15 protein-coding genes and 1 pseudogene are annotated in these 18,133 nt (G+C 71.9%); 13 read left to right on the forward strand and 3 right to left on the reverse strand.

Annotated elements, in window-relative coordinates; translation table 11 throughout:
- The first annotated feature begins 71 nt into the window (after positions 1–71).
- From ACFVYE_RS00345 to cobI, 4 genes are read left to right on the forward strand one after another with little or no spacing between them, the layout of a single operon-like run.
- Positions 72–2,081 carry a putative cobaltochelatase gene (locus tag ACFVYE_RS00345; RefSeq protein ID WP_383959537.1) on the forward strand — a complete coding sequence of 670 codons (2,010 nt, stop codon included), beginning with the start codon at positions 72–74 and terminating at the stop codon, positions 2,079–2,081.
- The gene (gene cobO / locus ACFVYE_RS00350) at positions 2,081–2,680 is read left to right on the forward strand and encodes a cob(I)yrinic acid a,c-diamide adenosyltransferase (RefSeq protein WP_383959539.1); all 600 of its coding nucleotides are present in this window, start codon (positions 2,081–2,083) and stop codon (positions 2,678–2,680) included. Before ACFVYE_RS00345 ends, cobO begins: the two co-directional genes overlap by 1 nt.
- A gap of 10 nt (positions 2,681–2,690) precedes the next feature.
- Entirely contained in the window at positions 2,691–4,109 is a 1,419-nt protein-coding gene (locus ACFVYE_RS00355; RefSeq protein WP_383959541.1) for a cobyrinate a,c-diamide synthase, read from the forward strand.
- Entirely contained in the window at positions 4,106–4,852 is a 747-nt protein-coding gene (gene cobI / locus ACFVYE_RS00360) for a precorrin-2 C(20)-methyltransferase (protein WP_383959543.1), read from the forward strand. Before ACFVYE_RS00355 ends, cobI begins: the two co-directional genes overlap by 4 nt.
- 23 nt (positions 4,853–4,875) lie before the next feature.
- Here cobI and ACFVYE_RS00365 read toward each other — a convergent pair whose 3' ends face one another.
- Positions 4,876–5,598, reverse strand: coding sequence for a ZIP family metal transporter (locus ACFVYE_RS00365; RefSeq protein ID WP_383959545.1), 723 nt, complete (start codon positions 5,596–5,598; stop codon positions 4,876–4,878).
- A 105-nt stretch (positions 5,599–5,703) separates the two neighbouring features.
- Between ACFVYE_RS00365 and cobM the strand changes: the two genes are divergently transcribed.
- The 6 genes and pseudogenes from cobM to cobC form a co-directional block, all read left to right on the forward strand.
- Positions 5,704–6,552, forward strand: a complete 849-nt coding sequence (gene cobM, locus ACFVYE_RS00370; RefSeq protein WP_383959547.1) for a precorrin-4 C(11)-methyltransferase — start codon at positions 5,704–5,706, stop codon at positions 6,550–6,552.
- Entirely contained in the window at positions 6,549–7,805 is a 1,257-nt protein-coding gene (cbiE, locus tag ACFVYE_RS00375) for a precorrin-6y C5,15-methyltransferase (decarboxylating) subunit CbiE (RefSeq protein ID WP_383959549.1), read from the forward strand. The genes cobM and cbiE overlap by 4 nt, the downstream gene beginning before the upstream one ends.
- A complete protein-coding gene (gene cobJ, locus ACFVYE_RS00380; protein WP_389603381.1) occupies positions 7,802–9,526 on the forward strand; it encodes a precorrin-3B C(17)-methyltransferase in 1,725 nt (574 codons plus the stop codon). The genes cbiE and cobJ overlap by 4 nt, the downstream gene beginning before the upstream one ends.
- A complete protein-coding gene (locus ACFVYE_RS00385) occupies positions 9,523–10,131 on the forward strand; it encodes a precorrin-8X methylmutase (RefSeq protein WP_383959553.1) in 609 nt (202 codons plus the stop codon). The genes cobJ and ACFVYE_RS00385 overlap by 4 nt, the downstream gene beginning before the upstream one ends.
- Positions 10,128–11,036 (forward strand): sirohydrochlorin chelatase, encoded by a 909-nt coding sequence (locus tag ACFVYE_RS00390; protein ID WP_383959555.1) that lies wholly within the window; start codon positions 10,128–10,130, stop codon positions 11,034–11,036. Before ACFVYE_RS00385 ends, ACFVYE_RS00390 begins: the two co-directional genes overlap by 4 nt.
- Positions 10,969–12,108: pseudogene (gene cobC, locus ACFVYE_RS00395) on the forward strand (Rv2231c family pyridoxal phosphate-dependent protein CobC); the annotation flags it as partial. The gene ACFVYE_RS00390 and the pseudogene cobC, both read left to right, overlap by 68 nt.
- Before the next feature lie 105 nt (positions 12,109–12,213).
- Here cobC and ACFVYE_RS00400 read toward each other — a convergent pair.
- Positions 12,214–13,242 carry an SCO1860 family LAETG-anchored protein gene (locus ACFVYE_RS00400; protein WP_389603384.1) on the reverse strand — a complete coding sequence of 343 codons (1,029 nt, stop codon included), beginning with the start codon at positions 13,240–13,242 and terminating at the stop codon, positions 12,214–12,216.
- A 334-nt stretch (positions 13,243–13,576) separates the two neighbouring features.
- Entirely contained in the window at positions 13,577–14,653 is a 1,077-nt protein-coding gene (locus ACFVYE_RS00405) for an amidohydrolase family protein (protein ID WP_389603706.1), read from the reverse strand.
- Between the two features lie 132 nt (positions 14,654–14,785).
- Here ACFVYE_RS00405 and ACFVYE_RS00410 point away from each other — a divergent pair, with 132 nt between their 5' ends.
- The 3 genes from ACFVYE_RS00410 to ectB all read left to right on the forward strand — a co-directional run bounded on the left by ACFVYE_RS00410 (position 14,786) and on the right by ectB (position 18,114).
- Complete coding sequence (locus ACFVYE_RS00410; RefSeq protein WP_383959559.1) at positions 14,786–15,892, forward strand: pyridoxal-phosphate-dependent aminotransferase family protein; 1,107 nt, start codon at positions 14,786–14,788, stop codon at positions 15,890–15,892.
- Positions 15,893–16,286: 394 nt separating this feature from the next.
- Entirely contained in the window at positions 16,287–16,751 is a 465-nt protein-coding gene (gene ectA / locus ACFVYE_RS00415) for a diaminobutyrate acetyltransferase (RefSeq protein ID WP_383959629.1), read from the forward strand.
- A 94-nt stretch (positions 16,752–16,845) separates the two neighbouring features.
- Positions 16,846–18,114: a diaminobutyrate--2-oxoglutarate transaminase gene (ectB, locus tag ACFVYE_RS00420; protein ID WP_383959561.1), complete on the forward strand. Its 1,269-nt coding sequence runs from the start codon at positions 16,846–16,848 to the stop codon at positions 18,112–18,114.
- The last annotated feature ends 19 nt before the right edge of the window (positions 18,115–18,133 follow it).

The raw sequence follows: 18,133 nt of genomic DNA on the forward strand, positions 1-18,133 counted from the left end.
ATCCGCTCCCGGACCCCCGCTCCTCGAACGCCCCAGGGGCTGACATCACACCGTTCACCCAAGGAGGCATCGTGAGTACGCCGTACCCGTTCACCGCCATCGTCGGGCAGGACGATCTCCGGCTCGGGCTGCTGCTCAATGCCGTCTCGCCCGCCGTCGGCGGCGTGCTGGTGCGCGGCGAGAAGGGCACCGCCAAGTCCACCGCCGTGCGTGCGCTCGCCGCGCTCATGCCGGAGGTTCCCGTCGTCGCCGGGTGCCGGTTCTCGTGCGACCCGGCGTCGCCCGATCCGGCGTGTCCCGATGGCCCGCATGAGGCCGGAACCGGCGTTTCCCGGGATGCCCGGACGGTCGAGCTTCCCGTCGGCGCGTCCGAGGACCGGCTCGTCGGGGCCCTCGACATCGAGCGGGCGCTCGCCGAGGGCGTGAAGGCCTTCGAACCGGGGCTGCTCGCCGACGCCCATCGCGGGATTCTGTACGTCGACGAGGTCAATCTGCTCCACGACCACCTCGTGGACCTGTTGCTGGACGCGGCCGCCATGGGTGCTTCGTACGTGGAGCGCGAAGGCGTCTCCGTACGGCACGCCGCGCGCTTCCTGCTGGTCGGGACGATGAACCCCGAAGAGGGCGAGTTGCGACCTCAGCTTCTGGACCGGTTCGGGCTGACCGTCGAGGTCGCCGCGTCCCGCGAGACCGATCTGCGGGTCGAGGTCGTGCGGCGGCGTCTCGCGTACGACGACGACCCTGCGCGCTTCGCCGCCGAGTGGGCCGACGAGGAAGGCGCGTTGCGGGCCCGGATCGTTGCCGCGCGTGCGCTGCTTCCCGAAGTTCGGCTCGGGGACGGGGCGTTGCGGCAGATCGCGGCCACCTGCGCGGCCTTCGAGGTCGACGGAATGCGCGCGGACATCGTGATGGCACGGACGGCCACCGCCCTGGCCGCGTGGGCGGGGCGTACGGATGTGCTCGCCGAGGATGTGCGACAGGCCGCTCTGCTCGCGCTCCCCCACCGGCGTCGGCGCAATCCCTTCGACGCGCCGGGCCTGGACGAGGAAAAGCTCGACGACACGCTGGAGCAGAACAGCAGCGAGGACGACGATCCGGACCCGGACGGCCCCGGTGGCGGCGGCCGGCCCCCGCAGGGCGACGGGCCCGACACGCCGCCGCAGCCCGAGGGCGAGGCCGGCGACACGCCCGAGCAGTCCGTGCCCGAGCAGGGGCAGGGCCAGCAGTCCTCCGGGGGCGGTGAGCAGCAGCCCGTACGCGCCGGCGAGCCGTTCCGTACGAAGATGCTGAGCGTGCCGGGTCTGGGCGAGGGCGCGGCGGGGCGGCGGTCCCGGGCGCGTACCGAGCACGGGCGTACGACCGGTGCGCGGCGCCCGCAGGGCGCCCTGACCAAACTGCATCTGGCCGCGACCGTGCAGGCCGCCGCCCCGCATCAGCGGGCGCGGGGGCGGTCGGGGCGGGGACTGGTGGTCCGGCGGGACGATCTGCGGCAGGCGACCCGGGAGGGGCGCGAGGGAAACCTCGTTCTCTTCGTGGTGGATGCCTCCGGGTCGATGGCTGCCCGGCAGCGGATGAGTGCCGTGAAGGGTGCGGTCCTTTCGCTGCTGCTGGACGCGTATCAGCGGCGGGACAAGGTCGGGCTGATCACCTTCCGGGGCAAGGATGCCGAGGTGGTGCTGCCGCCGACGTCGTCGGTGGACACCGCGGCGGCACGGCTGGAGATGCTGCCGACCGGTGGGCGTACCCCCGTCGCGGCCGGGCTGTTGAAGGCCCATGACGTGCTGCGGGTGGAGCGGCTGCGTGATCCGTCGCGGCGGCCGTTGCTGGTCGTGGTGACCGACGGGCGGGCGACCGGGGGGCCGGAGCCGGTGGCGCTGGCGTCGCGGGCGGCGCGGCTGCACGAGGTCGAGGGCATCGCGTCCGTCGTCGTGGACTGCGAGTCGGGGCCCGTACGGCTCGGTCTCGCGGGCAGCCTCGCGCGCGATCTGGGGGGCACCGCCGTCACGCTCGACGAACTGCGGGCCGACTCGATCGCCGGGCTCGTCAAGGACGTTCAGGGAACCAGCAGGAGGGCCGCGTAATGCCGCAGGGACAGCCGACCACCGTGCCGGACGACGGGCTCACCACCCGTCAGCGCCGCAACCGTCCGCTGCTGGTGGTGCACACCGGCATCGGGAAGGGGAAGTCGACGGCGGCCTTCGGGCTCGCGCTGCGCGCCTGGAATCAGGGGTGGCCCATCGGGGTCTTCCAGTTCGTCAAGTCGGCGAAGTGGAAGGTCGGTGAGGAGAACGCCCTGAAGGTCCTCGGAGCCAGTGGCGAGGGCGGGTCCGTCGCCTGGCACAAGATGGGCGAGGGCTGGTCGTGGGTGCAGCGCGACAAGCAGCTGAACAACGAGGAGGCGGCGCGCGAGGGCTGGGAGCAGGTCAAGCGCGACCTGGCCGCCGAGACGTACCGGCTGTACGTCCTCGACGAGTTCGCGTACCCGATGCACTGGGGCTGGGTCGACACCGACGAGGTGATCGAGGTGCTGCGGAGTCGTCCCGGTACGCAGCATGTGGTCATCACCGGGCGCAACGCGCCTCAGAAGCTGGTGGAGGCCGCCGACCTGGTGACCGACATGTCGAAGGTCAAGCACCCGATGGACGCCGGTCAGAAGGGCCAGCGGGGCATCGAATGGTGAGGGGTCCGCGGTGAACGTTCCGCGTCTGGTGATCGCCGCGCCCTCGTCGGGGAGCGGCAAGACGACCGTGGCCACGGGGCTGATGGCGGCCTTCGCGGGGCGGGGTCTTGCCGTGTCCGCGCACAAGGTCGGGCCCGACTACATCGATCCCGGCTATCACACGCTGGCCACGGGGCGGCCGGGGCGCAATCTCGACGCGTACATGTGCGGTCCTGAGCTGGTCGCTCCGCTGTTCGCGCATGGGGCGCGCGGCTGCGATCTGGCGGTCGTCGAGGGCGTGATGGGGCTGTACGACGGGGCGTCGGGGCTGGGCGAACTGGCGTCGACCGCTCAGGTCGCGAAGCTGCTGCGGGCGCCTGTGGTGCTGGTGGTCGACGCGTCGTCGCAGTCGCGGTCCGTGGCCGCGCTGGTGCACGGCTTCGCTTCGTGGGATCCGCAGGTGCGGATCGGTGGCGTGATTCTGAACAAGGTCGGCTCCCAGCGGCACGAGGTGCTGTTGCGGGAGGCGTTGGACGAGTCGGGTGTGCCGGTGCTGGGGGTGTTGCGGCGGGCCGAGCAGGTGGCTGTGCCGTCGCGGCATCTGGGGTTGGTGCCGGTGGCCGAGCGGCGGGGCGACGCGGTGGGCGCTGTCGCGGCGATGCGGGGGCAGGTGGTGGCGGGGTGCGATCTGGAGGCGCTGATGGCGTTGGCCAGGTCGGCGCCTGCGGTGCCGGGTGAGGTGTGGGATGCGGTGGAGGCGGTGGGCGCCTGCGGCGGGGCTGTTCCCCTGCCCGCCCCTTCCCACAACCGGGGCTCCGCCCCGGGCCCCGCGCCTCAAACGCCGGCGAGGCTGAAAACGGTCGCCGTCGCGTCCGGGGCAGCGTTCACCTTCTCCTACGCCGAGCACACCGAGCTGCTTGCCGCCGCCGGGGCCGAAGTCGTGCCGTTCGATCCATTGCGGGACGAGGCGCTGCCCGAGGGCACTCGGGGGCTGGTCATCGGTGGCGGATTTCCGGAGGTGTACGCGTCGGAGCTGTCCGCCAACACGGCACTGCGCAAGGCGGTTGTCGAGCTGGTGGAGTCCGGCGCTCCGGTGGCCGCCGAGTGTGCGGGCCTGCTCTATCTGGCGCGTTCGCTCGACGGGCTGCCGATGTGCGGGGTCCTCGATGCCGAGGGGCGGATGTCCGAGCGGCTGACGCTCGGCTACCGGGACGCCGTGGCGGTCTCCGACAGCGTGCTGGCGGCGCCCGGGACGCGGGTGCGCGGGCACGAGTTCCACCGGACCGTGCTGGAGCCGGGCGCCGGGGCCGAACCGGCGTGGGGTCTGCATCAGCCGGAGCGTCGCGTGGAGGGGTTCGTGCAGCAGGGCGTGCACGCGAGTTATCTGCATACGCATTGGGCTTCGGCGCCCGGTATGGCCCGCCGATTCGTTGAGAGGTGCAAGGGATGAACCACGATCACGGTACGAGCAGGCTGGTCGGCGTCGGTGTGGGGCCCGGTGACCCGGAGCTGGTGACCGTCAAGGGTGTGAACGCGCTGCGTGGTGCCGCGGTCGTCGTCGTACCGGTGATGGACACCGGTGAGCGGGGGCGGGCCGAGGCGACCGTCCTGCACTACGTGGCGGCCGACAAGGTCGTACGTGTGGTGTTCGCGCTGAACGAGCGGACGGACCGGGCACGCCGGGAGGCGGCGTGGGACGCGGCGGGTGAGCGGGTCGCGGAGCTGCTGCGTGCGCATGGTTCGGTGGCGTTCGCGACGATCGGCGACCCCAATGTGTACTCGACGTTCACGTATCTCGCGCACACGATAGGTGAGCTGCTGCCGGGTACGGCCGTGGAGACCGTGCCGGGGATCACGGCCATGCAGGATCTGGCCGCCCGCAGCGGTGCGGTGCTGACGGAGGGCACGGAGCCGTTGACGCTGGTGCCGGTGACCGCCGGGGCCGCGGTGCTCAAGGAGGCTCTGGAAGGCCCCGGGACGGTCGTCGCGTACAAGTTCGGGCGGCTGGCCGCGGAGGTGGCAACGGCGCTGCGTGAGACGGGGCGTACCGAGGACGCGGTGTGGGGTTCGGCGCTCGGGCTGCCCGAGGAGTCGATCCGGCCGGCGGCGGAGCTGGCCGAGGGGCCGTTGCCGTATCTGTCGACGCTGATCGCGCCCGCGCCGCGCGACGGCGGGCGGGGCGGGAAATTGTGAGGCGCCCGGGTGCGGCGCGGTGGTCAGTCCGCGATGCCCACCACAAGCCAGATGAAGCCCACCCCGGCCACCGTGCACAGCAGCGTGGAGCGGGCCGGGTGTTCGTGGTGTGCCTCGGGGAGGATCTCGGCGGCGGCCAGGTAGAGCAGTGCGCCGCCGAAGAAACCGAGATAGCAGCCGAGCGGTTTCTCCGGAAGGGTGAACAGCAGGGTCGTGGCCGCGCCCACGAGCGGGGCCACGGCGTCCGCGAACAGCATGAGCACGGCCTTGCGGCGGGCGTTCCCGTACAGGCTGGTGATCGTGTAGGTGTTGAAGCCGTCGGCGAAGTCGTGCGTGATGACGGCGAGGGCGACGGCGGCTCCCATGCCGGCGCCCACCTGGAAGGCCGCGCCGAGCGCGACACCGTCCATCAGGCTGTGGCCGACCATCGCCGCTGCTGCCGTGAGTCCGACCTGCGGCACTCTCTCCTCGCCCGCGCCGTGTGCCGCCTGGCGTACGGCGAGCAGACGCTCCACCAGGTGGGCGACCAGGAAGCCGCCCACGAACAGCAGCAGGGCCGCGGGGACGCCGAAGACCGGATCGCCCGCGGCGTCGATCGCCTCCGGCAGCAGGTCCAGGCCGACCACGCCGAGCATCAGCCCGCCGGCGAAGCCGAGCACCAGGTGGCGGCGGTCGGTGACGCGTTGGGCGACCCAGCCGCCGGTCAGGGTCATCAGGAACGCGCCGAGCGCCACGAACACCGCCATGCGCTCTTGCTAGCCGATTGACCCCGGTGCGCGCATCTCACCGCGCCCTGCCGTCCGTCCCACTCTTCTGTCCGGTTTTCCCGTTTCCCGAAAGGACCCCGTCCCATGTCCGAAGCAGTCGACGCAGCCGGCACGGTCGCCGCGCCCACCCACGGCAAAGTGACGTTCGTCGGTGCCGGCCCCGGCGCCGCCGATCTGCTGACCTTCCGGGCGGCGCGGGCCATCGCTGATGCCGACATCGTCATCTGGGCGGCCAGCCTGGTGCAGGCGGAAGTGCTGGAGCATGCCCGGAAGGGCGCGGAGATCCTCGACTCGGCGCAGATGTCGCTGGAGCAGGTCGTCGCCGTGTACGAACGCGCGGCCGCCGAGGGGCTGAAGGTGGCCCGTATCCACTCCGGCGACCCGGCGCTGTGGGGCGGCACGCAGGAGCAGGTCGACCGGTGTGCCGGGCTGGGGGTCGCGGTCGAGATCGTGCCGGGGGTGTCGTCGTTCTCGGCCGTCGCGGCGATCGCGCAGCGGGAGCTGACGATTCCGGAGGTCGCGCAGTCCGTGATCCTGACCCGTCTCGGTGGCGGCAAGACGCCGATGCCGCCGGGCGAGGAGGTACGGGAATTCGCGCGCCACGGCACGACGATGGCTCTGTTCCTGTCGGCCGCCCGGTCCGGGCAGCTCACCCAGGAACTGCTGGAGGGCGGCTATCCGACGTCGACGCCGGTCGTGATCGCGTACCAGGCGACCTGGCCCGAGGAGCTGATCCTGCACTGCACGATCGAGACCCTGGAGGAGACGGTCAAGGAGCACAAGCTCTGGAAGCACACCCTCTTCCTGGTCGGCCCGGCGCTTTCGGCTTCGGGGACGCGTTCGCACCTCTACCACCCGGGGCACTTCCACGGTTTCCGCAAGGCCGACAAGGCGGCGCGCGCCGAGCTGCGCGGCCGGCGGTCCGGCTCATGATCCGAGTCTTCGGTACGGGGACGGGCGAGCCGCTCGGTCCCGAGGCCCAGGACGCGGTGGCCGTGGCCACGTTGGTGGTCGGCGCCCGGCGTCATCTGGAAGCCGCGGGGCCGCCGGAGCAGGTCGAGCGCATCGTGCTCGGTCCGCTGGCGCCGGCGCTCGACCGGATCGCGGAGCATGCGCACGGGGGCGGGGCGCGGGTGGTCGTGCTGGCCTCCGGTGACCCCGGATTCTTCGGGATCGTACGGGCGCTGGCTGAGCGTTTCGGGGCGAGTGCGCTCGATGTGCGGCCGGGTTCGCCTTCCGTCGCGGTCGCGTTCGCCCGGCTCGGTCTGACGTGGGACGACTCGGTCGTGGTCAGTGCGCACGGCCGCGACCCGCGTACCGCGGTGAACGCGTGTCTGGCGCACCCGAAGGTGGCCGTCCTGACCGGGCCCGGCGCCGGGCCCGCGGAGCTGGCGGCCGGGCTGGTGCACGGAGCCGAGGGACGCACCCTGGTCGTGGCGACGGCGCTCGGCGATCCGGAGCGGGAGCGCATCGAGAGGCTGACCCCTGCCGAGGCGGTGGCCCGCGACTGGCCGGATCCGGTGAGTGTGGTGCTGTGTCTGGACGAGTCCCGGGTGCTCTCCCCGGTACGGACCGTCGCGGGGCCGCCCGCCGGGCCCGGCCGGTGGGCGCTGGACGAGACGGAGTTCGAGCACCGCGACTCGATGATCAGCAAGTTCGAGGTGCGGGCGCTGGCGCTGGCCCGGCTGGGACCGCGCACCGGTGACCTGGTGTGGGACATCGGTGCGGGTTCGGGTTCGGTCGCGGTGGAGTGCGCGCGGCTCGGCGCGGCCGCCGTCGCCGTGGAGAAGACCTCGGACGGGGTCGAGCGGATCAGGGCGAACGCGGCCGCGCACGCGGTGTACGTGCGCGCGGTGCACGGCTCCGCGCCCGCCGTGCTCGACGGTCTGGGCGACCCGGACGCGGTGTTCATCGGGGGCGGCGGGCGTGAGCTGCCCGCAATCGTGACGGCGTGCGCCCGGCGGGCGCGGCGGTCGGTGGTGGTGGCGCTGGCGGCGCTGGACCGGGTGCCTCAGGTCCGTGCGGCGCTGGCCGATGCCGGGCTCGTGCCCGAGGGCGTGCTGCTGCAGTCCTCCCGGCTGGCGCCGCTGCCCGGCGAGGTGACGCGGCTCGCCGCGACCAACCCGGTATTTCTGCTGTGGGGCACCCGCCCCGCGGTCCGTGCAAGTGAAGGAGCAACCCAGTGATCGGCCTGATCTCCGCCACGGCGGCGGGCACCGTCGCCCGTGACCGGCTGGCCGCGGCCTGGCCCGGCCGTACCGTGGTCTACGAGGGACCGGTGCGCGAGGCCGTGCAGCGGGCGTTCGCCGAGTGCGAGCAACTGGTGTGTTTCCTGGCGACGGGGGCCGTGGTGCGGCTGCTCGCGCCGCTGCTGTCGGACAAGTCCTCGGACCCGGGTGTCGTCTGTGTCGACGAGGCGGGTCGCCATGCCGTGGCGCTGCTCGGCGGGCACCGTGGCGGGGCGAACGCCCTGGCCGGGGCGGTCGGTGAGGTGCTGGGCGCGGCGCCGGTCGTGACTACGGCGACGGACGCGGCGGGGGTGCCGGGGCTGGACATGCTGGGCCTCCCCGTGGAGGGCGATGTGGCGGGGGTGTCGCGCACGATGCTCGACGGGGCGGGGGTGGAGCTGCGGGCGGATGCGGTGTGGCCGTTGCAGCCGTTGCCGTCGAATGTCTCCCCTGGCGCCGGGGGTGCTGCGGTGCTGCATGTCACCGACCGGATCGTGGAACTCGGGTCACAGGCGGCCGTGTTGCGGCCCGCGTCACTCGCTGTCGGGGTCGGCGCGTCCAAGGGCGCGCCGGCCGAGGAGGTCGTCGGGCTGATCCGGGACGCCCTGCGCGAGGCCGGGCTGTCGCCGCTGAGCATCGCGGAGTTGGTGACGGTCGATGCGAAGGCGGACGAGCCGGGGATCGTCGCCGCGGCCTCGCAGCTCGGCGTACCGCTGCGGACGTACGCAGCCGGCGAGTTGGCCCGTATCGAGGTGCCCAATCCGTCCGGCGCGCCGCTCGCCGCTGTCGGAACGCCCTCCGTCGCGGAGGCCGCCGCACTCGCCGCGGGAGGCGAACTCCTCGTACCGAAGCGGAAGTCGAACCCTGTGGGGCGGGCCGCGATGGCCACGTGTGCGGTGGTGCGCCGCAGCCCGCGCGGGCGCCTGGCCGTCGTCGGTCTCGGCCCGGGTGCGCGCGATCTGCTGACCCCGCGGGCCCGCGAGGAGCTGCGGCGGGCCTCGGTGCTGGTCGGGCTCGATCAGTACGTCGACCAGATCAGGGACCTGCTGCGGCCCGGCACCACCATCCTGGAGTCGGGACTCGGCGCCGAGGAGGAGCGGGCCCGTACCGCGGTCGCCGAGGCACGCAAGGGCCATGCGGTGGCGCTGATCGGCAGCGGTGACGCGGGTGTGTACGCGATGGCGTCGCCCGCGCTCGCCGAGGCCGGCGCCGATATCGATGTGGTGGGTGTGCCTGGTGTGACGGCCGCGCTGGCGGCTGCCGCGATCCTGGGCGCCCCGCTGGGCCACGACCATGTGTCGATCAGCCTCTCCGATCTGCACACTCCGTGGGAGGTCATCGAGCGCCGGGTACGGGCCGCGTCCGAGGCCGACATCATCGTGACGTTCTACAACCCGCGCAGCCGGGGCCGCGACTGGCAGCTCCCGAAGGCCCTGTCGATCCTGTCCGAGCACCGGGAACCGGCGACACCGGTCGGTGTCGTACGCAATGCCTCGCGCACCGACGAGAGCAGCCGGGTGACCTCGCTCGCCGGTCTGGACCCGGCGACGGTGGACATGATGACGGTCGTGACGGTCGGCAACACGGCCACCCGGGAGATCGCGGGCCGCATGGTGACACCGCGCGGCTACCGCTGGCAGTCGGCCACCACGGCCCCCGCACAGGAGGGAGCCGAGTGAACCGGCCCTGGGAGAGAACCGTTCACCCCATCGAGCAGGAGTCGTTCCGACGGCTGCGCGCCCGCCTGGACACCTCGCACTTCGCACCGCTGACCCGGGCCGTCGTGGAGCGGGTCATCCACTCCGCGGCGGATCTGGAGTACGCGACGGACCTGGTCTGCGACGAGGCGTCGCTCGTCGTCGCGCATGCGGCGCTGCACGCCGGTGCGCCGGTCGTCACCGATGTGGAGATGGTCGCGGCGGGCATCACCCGCCGCGAGACCGTGTGCCGTCTCAAGGAGGCCAGGTCCGGCCTGGGGCTGACCCGTTCGGCACATGCGATCCGGCTCGCGTACGAGCAGGTCGGAGCCGGTGCGATCTGGGTGATCGGCAATGCGCCGACCGCGCTGGAGGAGTTGCTCGTCCTCGATGCCGCGCCCGCGCTCGTCATCGGGCTGCCGGTCGGTTTCGTCGGCGCGACCGAGTCGAAGGCGGCGCTGCGCGAGAGCGGTCTGCCCGCCGTGAGCAATGTGTCCGAAAAGGGCGGCTCGGCCGTCGCGGCCGCCGCTCTCAACGCCCTGCTGTACCACCCCGTACCCCCCACGAACACCGAGGAGAACCTGTGACCACCCCGTCCACCCAGCCCGCACTGCTCATCGCCGGCCACGGCACCAGGGACGAGGGCGGGGCCGGAGCGTTCCGTGACTTCGTGACCGAGCTGGGCAAGCGCCACCCCGGACTGCCGGTCGCGGGCGGCTTCATCGAGCTGTCCCCGCCGCCGCTCGGCGATGCCGTGACCGAGCTGGTCGAGCACGGTGTGAAGCGCTTCGCCGCCGTGCCGCTGATGCTGGTGTCGGCCGGGCACGCCAAGGGGGACATTCCGGCGGCGCTGGCCCGTGAGAAGGAGCGCCACCCCGGCATCTCGTACACCTACGGCCGTCCGCTCGGCCCGCACCCGGCGCTGCTGAAGGTGCTGGAGCGCCGGGTCGACGCGGTGTTGGGCGACACCGACCGGTCCGAGGTGACGGTACTGCTGGTCGGGCGGGGTTCGACCGACCCGGACGCCAACGCCGAGGTGCACAAGGCGGCGCGGCTGTTCTGGGAGGGCCGTGGTTACGCGGGGGTGGAGACGGCGTTCGTCTCGCTCGCGGCGCCGAACGTACCGTCCGGTCTCGACCGTTGCGTGAAGCTGGGTGCCGGGCGCATAGTCGTTCTGCCGTACTTCCTCTTCACCGGCATCCTGCCGGACCGGGTGCGTCATCAGACCGAGGAGTGGGCCGCCGCCCACCCGGAGCTCGATGTCCGCTCGGCCGAGGTCATCGGTGCGGCCGAGGAACTGTACGACCTGGTCATGGAGCGCTACCGGGAGGCCGTCAAGGGCGATCTGCGGATGAACTGCGACTCATGCGTGTACCGGATCTCGCTGCCGGGCTTCGAGGACAAGGTGGGGCTGCCGCAGCAGCCGCACTTCCACCCCGACGACGACGGCCATCACCACCACCCCCACGGCGGTCATGCACACTCCCACTGAAAGACCCGACGCCACAGGCGCGGGCACGCACGATCTGCGGCACCACGGTGACGCGGAAGTACGGGGCCGGGATCTGACCGATCTCGCCGTCAACGTACGGGCCGATACGCCCCCGGCCTGGCTGAAGGCGCGGATAGCCGCGTCGCTGGGCACGCTCGCCGCGTACCCGGACGGCCGTCCGGCGCGGGCGGCGGTCGCGGCCCGGCACGGGCTGCCCGTGGAGCGCGTGCTGCTGACGGCGGGTGCGGCAGAGGCTTTCGTGCTGATCGCGCGGGCGCTGCCGGCCTGCCGTCCGGTCGTGATCCATCCGCAGTTCACCGAGCCCGAGTCGGCGCTGCGTGTGGCCGGGCACGAGGTGCGGCGGGTGCTGCTGTCGGCCGAGGACGATTTCCGGCTGGACCCGGCGGCGGTGCCCGAGGACGCGGATCTGGTGGTGGTCGGCAATCCGACGAACCCCACGTCGGTCCTGCATCCGGCGGCGGTGCTGGAGAAACTGGCGCGCCCCGGGCGGACGTTGGTGGTCGACGAGGCGTTCATGGACGCGGTGCCGGGCGAGCGCGAGGCGCTGTGCGGGCGTACGGACATCCCCGGGCTCGTGGTGCTGCGCAGCCTCACCAAGACCTGGGGGCTCGCGGGGCTGCGGATCGGTTACGTACTGGCCGCCCCGGAGACGATCCGCGCGCTGGAGGAGGCGCAGCCGCTGTGGCCGGTGTCGTCCCCGGCGCTGGCGGCGGCCGAGGCGTGCATGGAGCCGCGGGCACTGGCCGAGGCGGCTGCCGCGGCGGAGCGGATCGCGGTGGACCGGGACCATCTGGTCGCGGGGCTCAGGGAGTTCACCGAAGTGCGGGTGGCGGAACCGGCCGAGGGATCGTTCGTCCTGGTGCGGCTGGAGGGGGCCGTCGAGGTACGGGAGCGGTTGCGGGCGCTGGGGTTCGCGGCGCGGCGTGGAGATACGTTTCCGGGGCTCGGACCGCAGTGGCTGCGGCTGGCGGTACGCGACCGTGCGACGACCAACCGCTTCCTGCAGGCACTCGACCAGGCACTGCAGACGCTGACCGCGGTCACACGCTGACGGGACGGCCGTGCTCCGTGCCACGCCGACGGGGAGCGGCGTTCCGTCACGCGAACGCCGCTCCCCGCTCCCCTCCTGTGCCCCCCTCGGGCCTTGGTCGAGGGGTCAGTCCTGGGCGCGGCGCCTGGCCACGACCATCGCCCCGGCGCCCACTGCCAGCAGCACGGCCGCCCCGCCCGCGATGTACGGGGTCGTGGAGCTGCCGCCCGTCTCCGCGAGGTTGGAGCCGGCGGCCGGGGCGTGGCCGGTGCCGGTCTGGGGCTTCACACCGCCGCCGTCACCGCCCGTGCCCCCGGACGTGCTGCCACCGCTGCCGGAGGTGCCTCCGCCACTCGTCCCGCCGTTGCCGGAACCGCCGTCGCTGGAACCGCCGTCGCTGGAACCGCCGTTGCCGGAACCGCCGTTGCTGGAGCCTCCGGTCGTCTTCGGCGTCTCGCAGGTCGCCTCGGCGAGCGTGACCTCACCCTGTACGTCGGCGACATTCAGCTTGAGCGGGTTGACCGAGACCTTCAGCTGAAGCGCGGCCGCCGCTGCGGTGCGCGAAGTGGTGCGAGTCTTCGACAGGTCGAGGGTCACCTCGCCGACGCCCGGCACCTTCACCTGGGTGGTACCGCCCGCGGTGAGAGTGATCCGCTTGCCGAGGACCGACACATGCCCCAGCACGTTCGACTCGGCGACCGGCTTCCTGCCCACCTCGCAGACCGCCTTGGAGGTGACCTTCTCGACCTCGATCAGCGAGAGCAGCGGCAGTCCTGGCACATGGACCCGGGCCTTCGCGAGATTGCTGTAGCCCTCGGCCCTGTGCTTGCCGACGGTCGCCCTGGCGGTGGCCACATCGGCGCTCAGCACACTGAACGGCTGTCCGTGGTCCACCCCGTCGAGCCGCACGCTCAGCGCGGTCCTGTCGGCGCTGGCGGGTGCGTGCACTTCATTGAGCGTGGCCTTGAGCGGCACATCGATCGTCTTGTTCAGGAGCGAGACGTCGAGTGCGGTACGGAGCACGACCGCGCTCGCCTTCCCGTCGCCGGTGGTCGTGGTGGTCGCGGTGACGGCCTGCGCCGGGACGGCGACCAGCAGGGCGACGGGAGCGGCGGCGACCGCCAGGGCGGCCAGGCGGAAGGTATTGCTGTTCAAGATGGTGGAACCCCCACAAGAGACATGGAGCCACCGGCGCCGTCCAATGGGGGACATCGCGGGCACCGGTGACCTCGACCCCGAAAGCTTTACGCACGGAGGGTGAACTGGCAGACACCTGACGTGACTTCACTCCAAAGGGGGGTTTCCGCGTATGTATTCGAATATCTCGGTACGTTCGTTCCTCGGAGTCACCCGATCCACTGAGCGCGGACGGTGCGGAGGCCGACTGCGCCGGGGTGCGCGCAAGGGTGCTTCAACGACACGGCAGGGATTCGGTAACCGCCTGTCAACACGGCACACCCCGGTCGGAGGCGGCTCCATGAGCCGCCCCTCAGCCGATCACCCGTCCGTTCAGCACCACGCGTCGCGGCGCCGCCAGCACCCGTACGTCGGCCCGCGGGTCCTCGTCGTACACCACCAGGTCCGCCGGTGCGCCCTCCTCCAGCACCGGCCGGCCGAGCCACCGACGCGCACCCCAGGTCGTCGCGGACAGCGCGTCCAGGGCCGGGATGCCCGCCTTCACCAGCTCGGCGACCTCGTCCGCCACCAGCCCGTGGGCGAGCACCCCGCCCGCGTCGGTGCCGACGAAGACCGGGACCCCGGCGTCGTACGCGGCGCCAACGGTGTCGTAACGCCGCTCGTGCAGCCGTCGCATATGGGCCGACCAGCGGGGGAACTTGGCGTCGCCGCCCGCCGCGAGCGAGGGGAACGTGGCGATGTTGACCAGCGTGGGGACGATCGCGACACCGCGCTCGGCGAAGAGCGGAATGGTGTCCTCGGTCAGCCCGGTGGCGTGCTCGATGCAGTCGATGCCGGCCTCGACGAGATCGCGCAGCGAGTCCTCGGCGAAGCAGTGCGCGGTGACCCGGGCGCCGAGCCGGTGCGCCTCGGCGATGGCCGCCTCGACCGCCTCGCGCGGCCAGCAGGCGGTCAGATCGCCCACCTCCCGGTCGATCCAGTCGCCGACCAGCTTCACCCAGCCGTCGCCGCGGCGCGCCTCCTGCGCGACATAGGCGACCAGCTCGTCCGGCTCGATCTCGTAGGCGTAGTTCCGGGTGTATCTGCGGGGCCTGGCGATATGGCGGCCGGCCCTGATGATCTTCGGCAGGTCCTCGCGGTCGTCGATCCACCGGGTGTCGGCCGGTGAACCCGCGTCCCGCAGCAGCAGCGCGCCCGCCTCCCGGTCCGCGACGGCCTGCTTCTCGCTGGTCGCGGCGTCGACGGCACCGTGATGATCGAGCCCGACGTGACAGTGGGCGTCGACCAGCCCCGGCAGCGCCCAGCCGGTGACGGTCACCGCCTCGTCCGCGCCGGCCGGCCTCCCGTACGAGATCCGTCCGTCGACGACCCAGAGCTCGTCGCGGACGTCCTGCGGTCCGACGAGCACCCGCCCCTTCACGTGCAGCACCTGCGGTGCCTTGTGATCACTCATGAGCAGCACTGTACGAGGCACCGCCCGGCGCCCTGGGTACGCTTCGACGGAAGCACTGTCCGTACGCAGCACCGCGGCCCACCGACCCGATCCGAAGAGAGCACCACCGTGACGCACCCCTTCCTCGACCTCGCCCCGCTCACCGCCGCGCATTTCGCGGCCATCGAGAAGCGGGTGGCCGGCCTCCTCGCCACCGAGCAGGACGTCGTCATCATGCAGGGCGAGGCGCTGCTCCCCCTCGAAGGCTGCATCCGGGGCGGCGCCCGGCCCGGCTCGACCGCGCTGAACGTCGTCACGGGGCCGTACGGACAGACCTTCGGGAACTGGCTGCGGGACTGCGGTGCCAATGTCGTCGATCTGGCGGTTCCGTTCCACACGGCGGTCACCGCCGACCAGGTCGCACGGGCGCTGGCCGAGCACCCGGAGATCGACTTCGTCTCCCTGGTCCACGCCGAGGCGGCGACGGGCAACACCAATCCGGTCGCCGAGATCGGCGAGGTGGTCCGCTCGCACGGGGCGCTGTTCATGCTGGACGCCGTCGCCTCGGTGGGCGCCGAGCCACTGCTGCCGGACCTGTGGGGCGTCGACCTCTGTGTGATCGGCGCGCAGAAGGCGATGGGCGGCCCTGCCGGGGTGTCGGCGGTGTCGGTGAGCCGGCGGGCCTGGGAGCGGATCGCCGCCAACCCCCAGGCCCCGCGCCGCTCGTACCTCTCCCTCCTGGACTGGAAGGAGCGCTGGATCGACGGCGGTCGCAAGGCACTGCTGCACGCCCCCGCCCAGCTGGAGATGCTGGCTCTGGAGGCCTGCGTGGAGCGGATCGAGGCCGAGGGCCTGGACGCGCTGATGGCCCGGCACGCCGCGGCCGCCGCGGCGACCCGTGCGGGTGCGGCGGCGCTCGGCGGCGGTCTGTCGCCGTATGTGCACGAGGCGAAGGACGCGGCGCCCGTCGCGACGACGCTGCGCGCCCCGGCGGGCGTCGACGCCTCCGGACTGGTCGCGCGGGCACTCGCGGCCGACCCGTCGCTGCCGCTGATCGCGGGCGGCGGTGCGCTGTCCAAGGAGATGATCCGGGTCAATCACTACGGTGTGGACGCGACGCGGGGCGCGGTCCGGTCCTCGCTCGCGGCTCTGGGGGCGGCGCTGGCCGATTCGGGCCGGCAGGTCGACTTCGAAGCTGCCCGCAAAGCCGTTTCGGAAACCTGGCCGAGCGAGTAGATCCACACCGGAACGTCAATATTCCATAAATGCGGGGAGCTGCTTTATTCAGAGCAGCTCCCCGCATTCTTCTGCCCGCTTTCCCGGACCCTAAACACCCGAGTTTCCAGGAGCCCGATCCACACAATTCCGTTGCGTCACCCGAGAGTTACGACCTTGTGACCGACTCCACATCGCAGCCGTTATGCCGGATAAATAGCACCCAAAACGTAAGAAAGCACAGCCGGATCGCGCCGGTGCACGCGCCCGCGTGATAACACAGAGGATCACGCCACCCAACCCCTCACGTCGATGCAATTTCAGAATTTGCTGGGTAAATTCAATTCGCATGACCGCCGCACCAGCAGAATTTGCAAGTGCCCGAAGCGAATTCCTCACCATCGACACCCCACGAGTGGAGGACGGAGCCGCGATCTGGCGCATCGCCCGCGACTCCGAGGTCCTGGACCTCAACTCCTCGTACAGCTACCTGCTGTGGTGCCGTGACTTCGCGGCCACCTCCGTGGTCGCCCGCGACGAGACCGGCGGGCCCGTTGCCTTCGTGACGGGATACCTCCGGCCGGACCGCCCCGAGACACTCGTCGTCTGGCAGGTGGCCGTCGACCACGGCCACCGCGGGACCGGACTGGCGGGAAAGCTGCTGGACGCGCTGACCTCGCGGGTCGCAGCCTCGCAGGGCCTGGCCTCGGTCGAGACGACCATCACCCCGGACAACACCGCGTCGGACCGGCTGTTCACCTCTTACGCGCAGCGCCACGACGTGGCCCTGGAGCGTGAAGTGCTCTTCGACGGCGAGCTGTTCCCCGAGGGAACGCATCTGTCGGAAGTGCTGTACCGCATCGGCCCGTTCCACGTCTGAACGCCTCGGCCCGTTCCACGTCCGAGCGCCTCGGCCCGTTCCACGCCTGAGCACACCGCCGCCTGTCACACCCCCCTCAAGCAGGAGATTCCCTGTGACCATCACCCCGCCCGCGCTGAGTGTCTTCGAGACCCTGGAGTCGGAGGTACGGAGCTACTGCCGCAGTTGGCCCGCAGTGTTCGACCATGCGCAGGGCGCCCGTCTGACCGACGAGGACGGCCACACCTACCTCGACTTCTTCGCCGGCGCCGGATCTCTCAACTACGGCCACAACAACCCGGTACTGAAACGCGCGCTGATCGACTACATCGAGCGCGACGGCATCACCCACGGCCTCGACATGGCCACCACCGCAAAACGCGCCTTCCTGGAGTCCTTCCAGAACAACGTGCTGCGCCCGCGTGATCTCCCGTACAAGGTGATGTTCCCCGGCCCGACCGGCACCAACGCGGTCGAGGCGGCGCTGAAGCTGGCCCGTAAGGTGAAGGGGCGCGAGTCGATCGTCTCGTTCACCAACGCCTTCCACGGCATGTCGCTGGGCTCGCTCGCCGTCACCGGCAACGCCTTCAAGCGGGCCGGGGCCGGTATCCCGCTGGTGCACGGCACCCCGATGCCGTTCGACAACTACCTCGACGGCCGGGTACCCGACTTCCTCTGGTTCGAGCGGCTCCTGGAGGACCAGGGCTCCGGTCTCAACCAGCCCGCCGCCGTGATCGTCGAGACGGTGCAGGGCGAGGGCGGCATCAATGTGGCGCGCCCCGAGTGGCTGCGGGCGCTCTCCGACCTGTGCCACCGCCGCGACATGCTCCTGATCGTCGACGACATCCAGATGGGCTGCGGACGCACGGGGGCGTTCTTCTCGTTCGAGGAGGCCGGCATCACCCCCGACATCGTCACCCTGTCCAAGTCCATCAGCGGCTACGGACTGCCCATGTCGCTCTGCCTGTTCAAAGCGGAGCTGGACATCTGGGGGCCGGGCGAGCACAACGGCACCTTCCGCGGCAACAACCCGGCGTTCGTCACGGCCGCCGCCGCGCTGGACGCCTACTGGGCGGACGGACAGATGGAGAAGCAGACCCTGGCCCGGGGCGAGCAGATCGAGCAGGCGCTCCTTGCGATCTGCGCCGAACACGCCCGGCTCGGTGCGCAGTTCCGGGGCCGCGGCCTGGTCTGGGGCATGGAGTTCACCGACAAGTCGCGTGCCGTCGCGGTCTGCGCCCGCGCCTTCGAGCTGGGCCTCCTGGTCGAGACGTCCGGTCCGCAGAGCGAGGTCGTGAAGCTGCTGCCGCCGCTGACCGTCACCCCCGAGGAGTTGGACGAGGGCTTGCGGACCCTGGCCCGCGCAGTCCGCGAGACCGCCTGATCCCGGACCCGCCCCCGAC

The organism is Streptomyces sp. NPDC058239 (assembly GCF_042882185.1).
Lineage (GTDB): Bacteria > Actinomycetota > Actinomycetes > Streptomycetales > Streptomycetaceae > Streptomyces.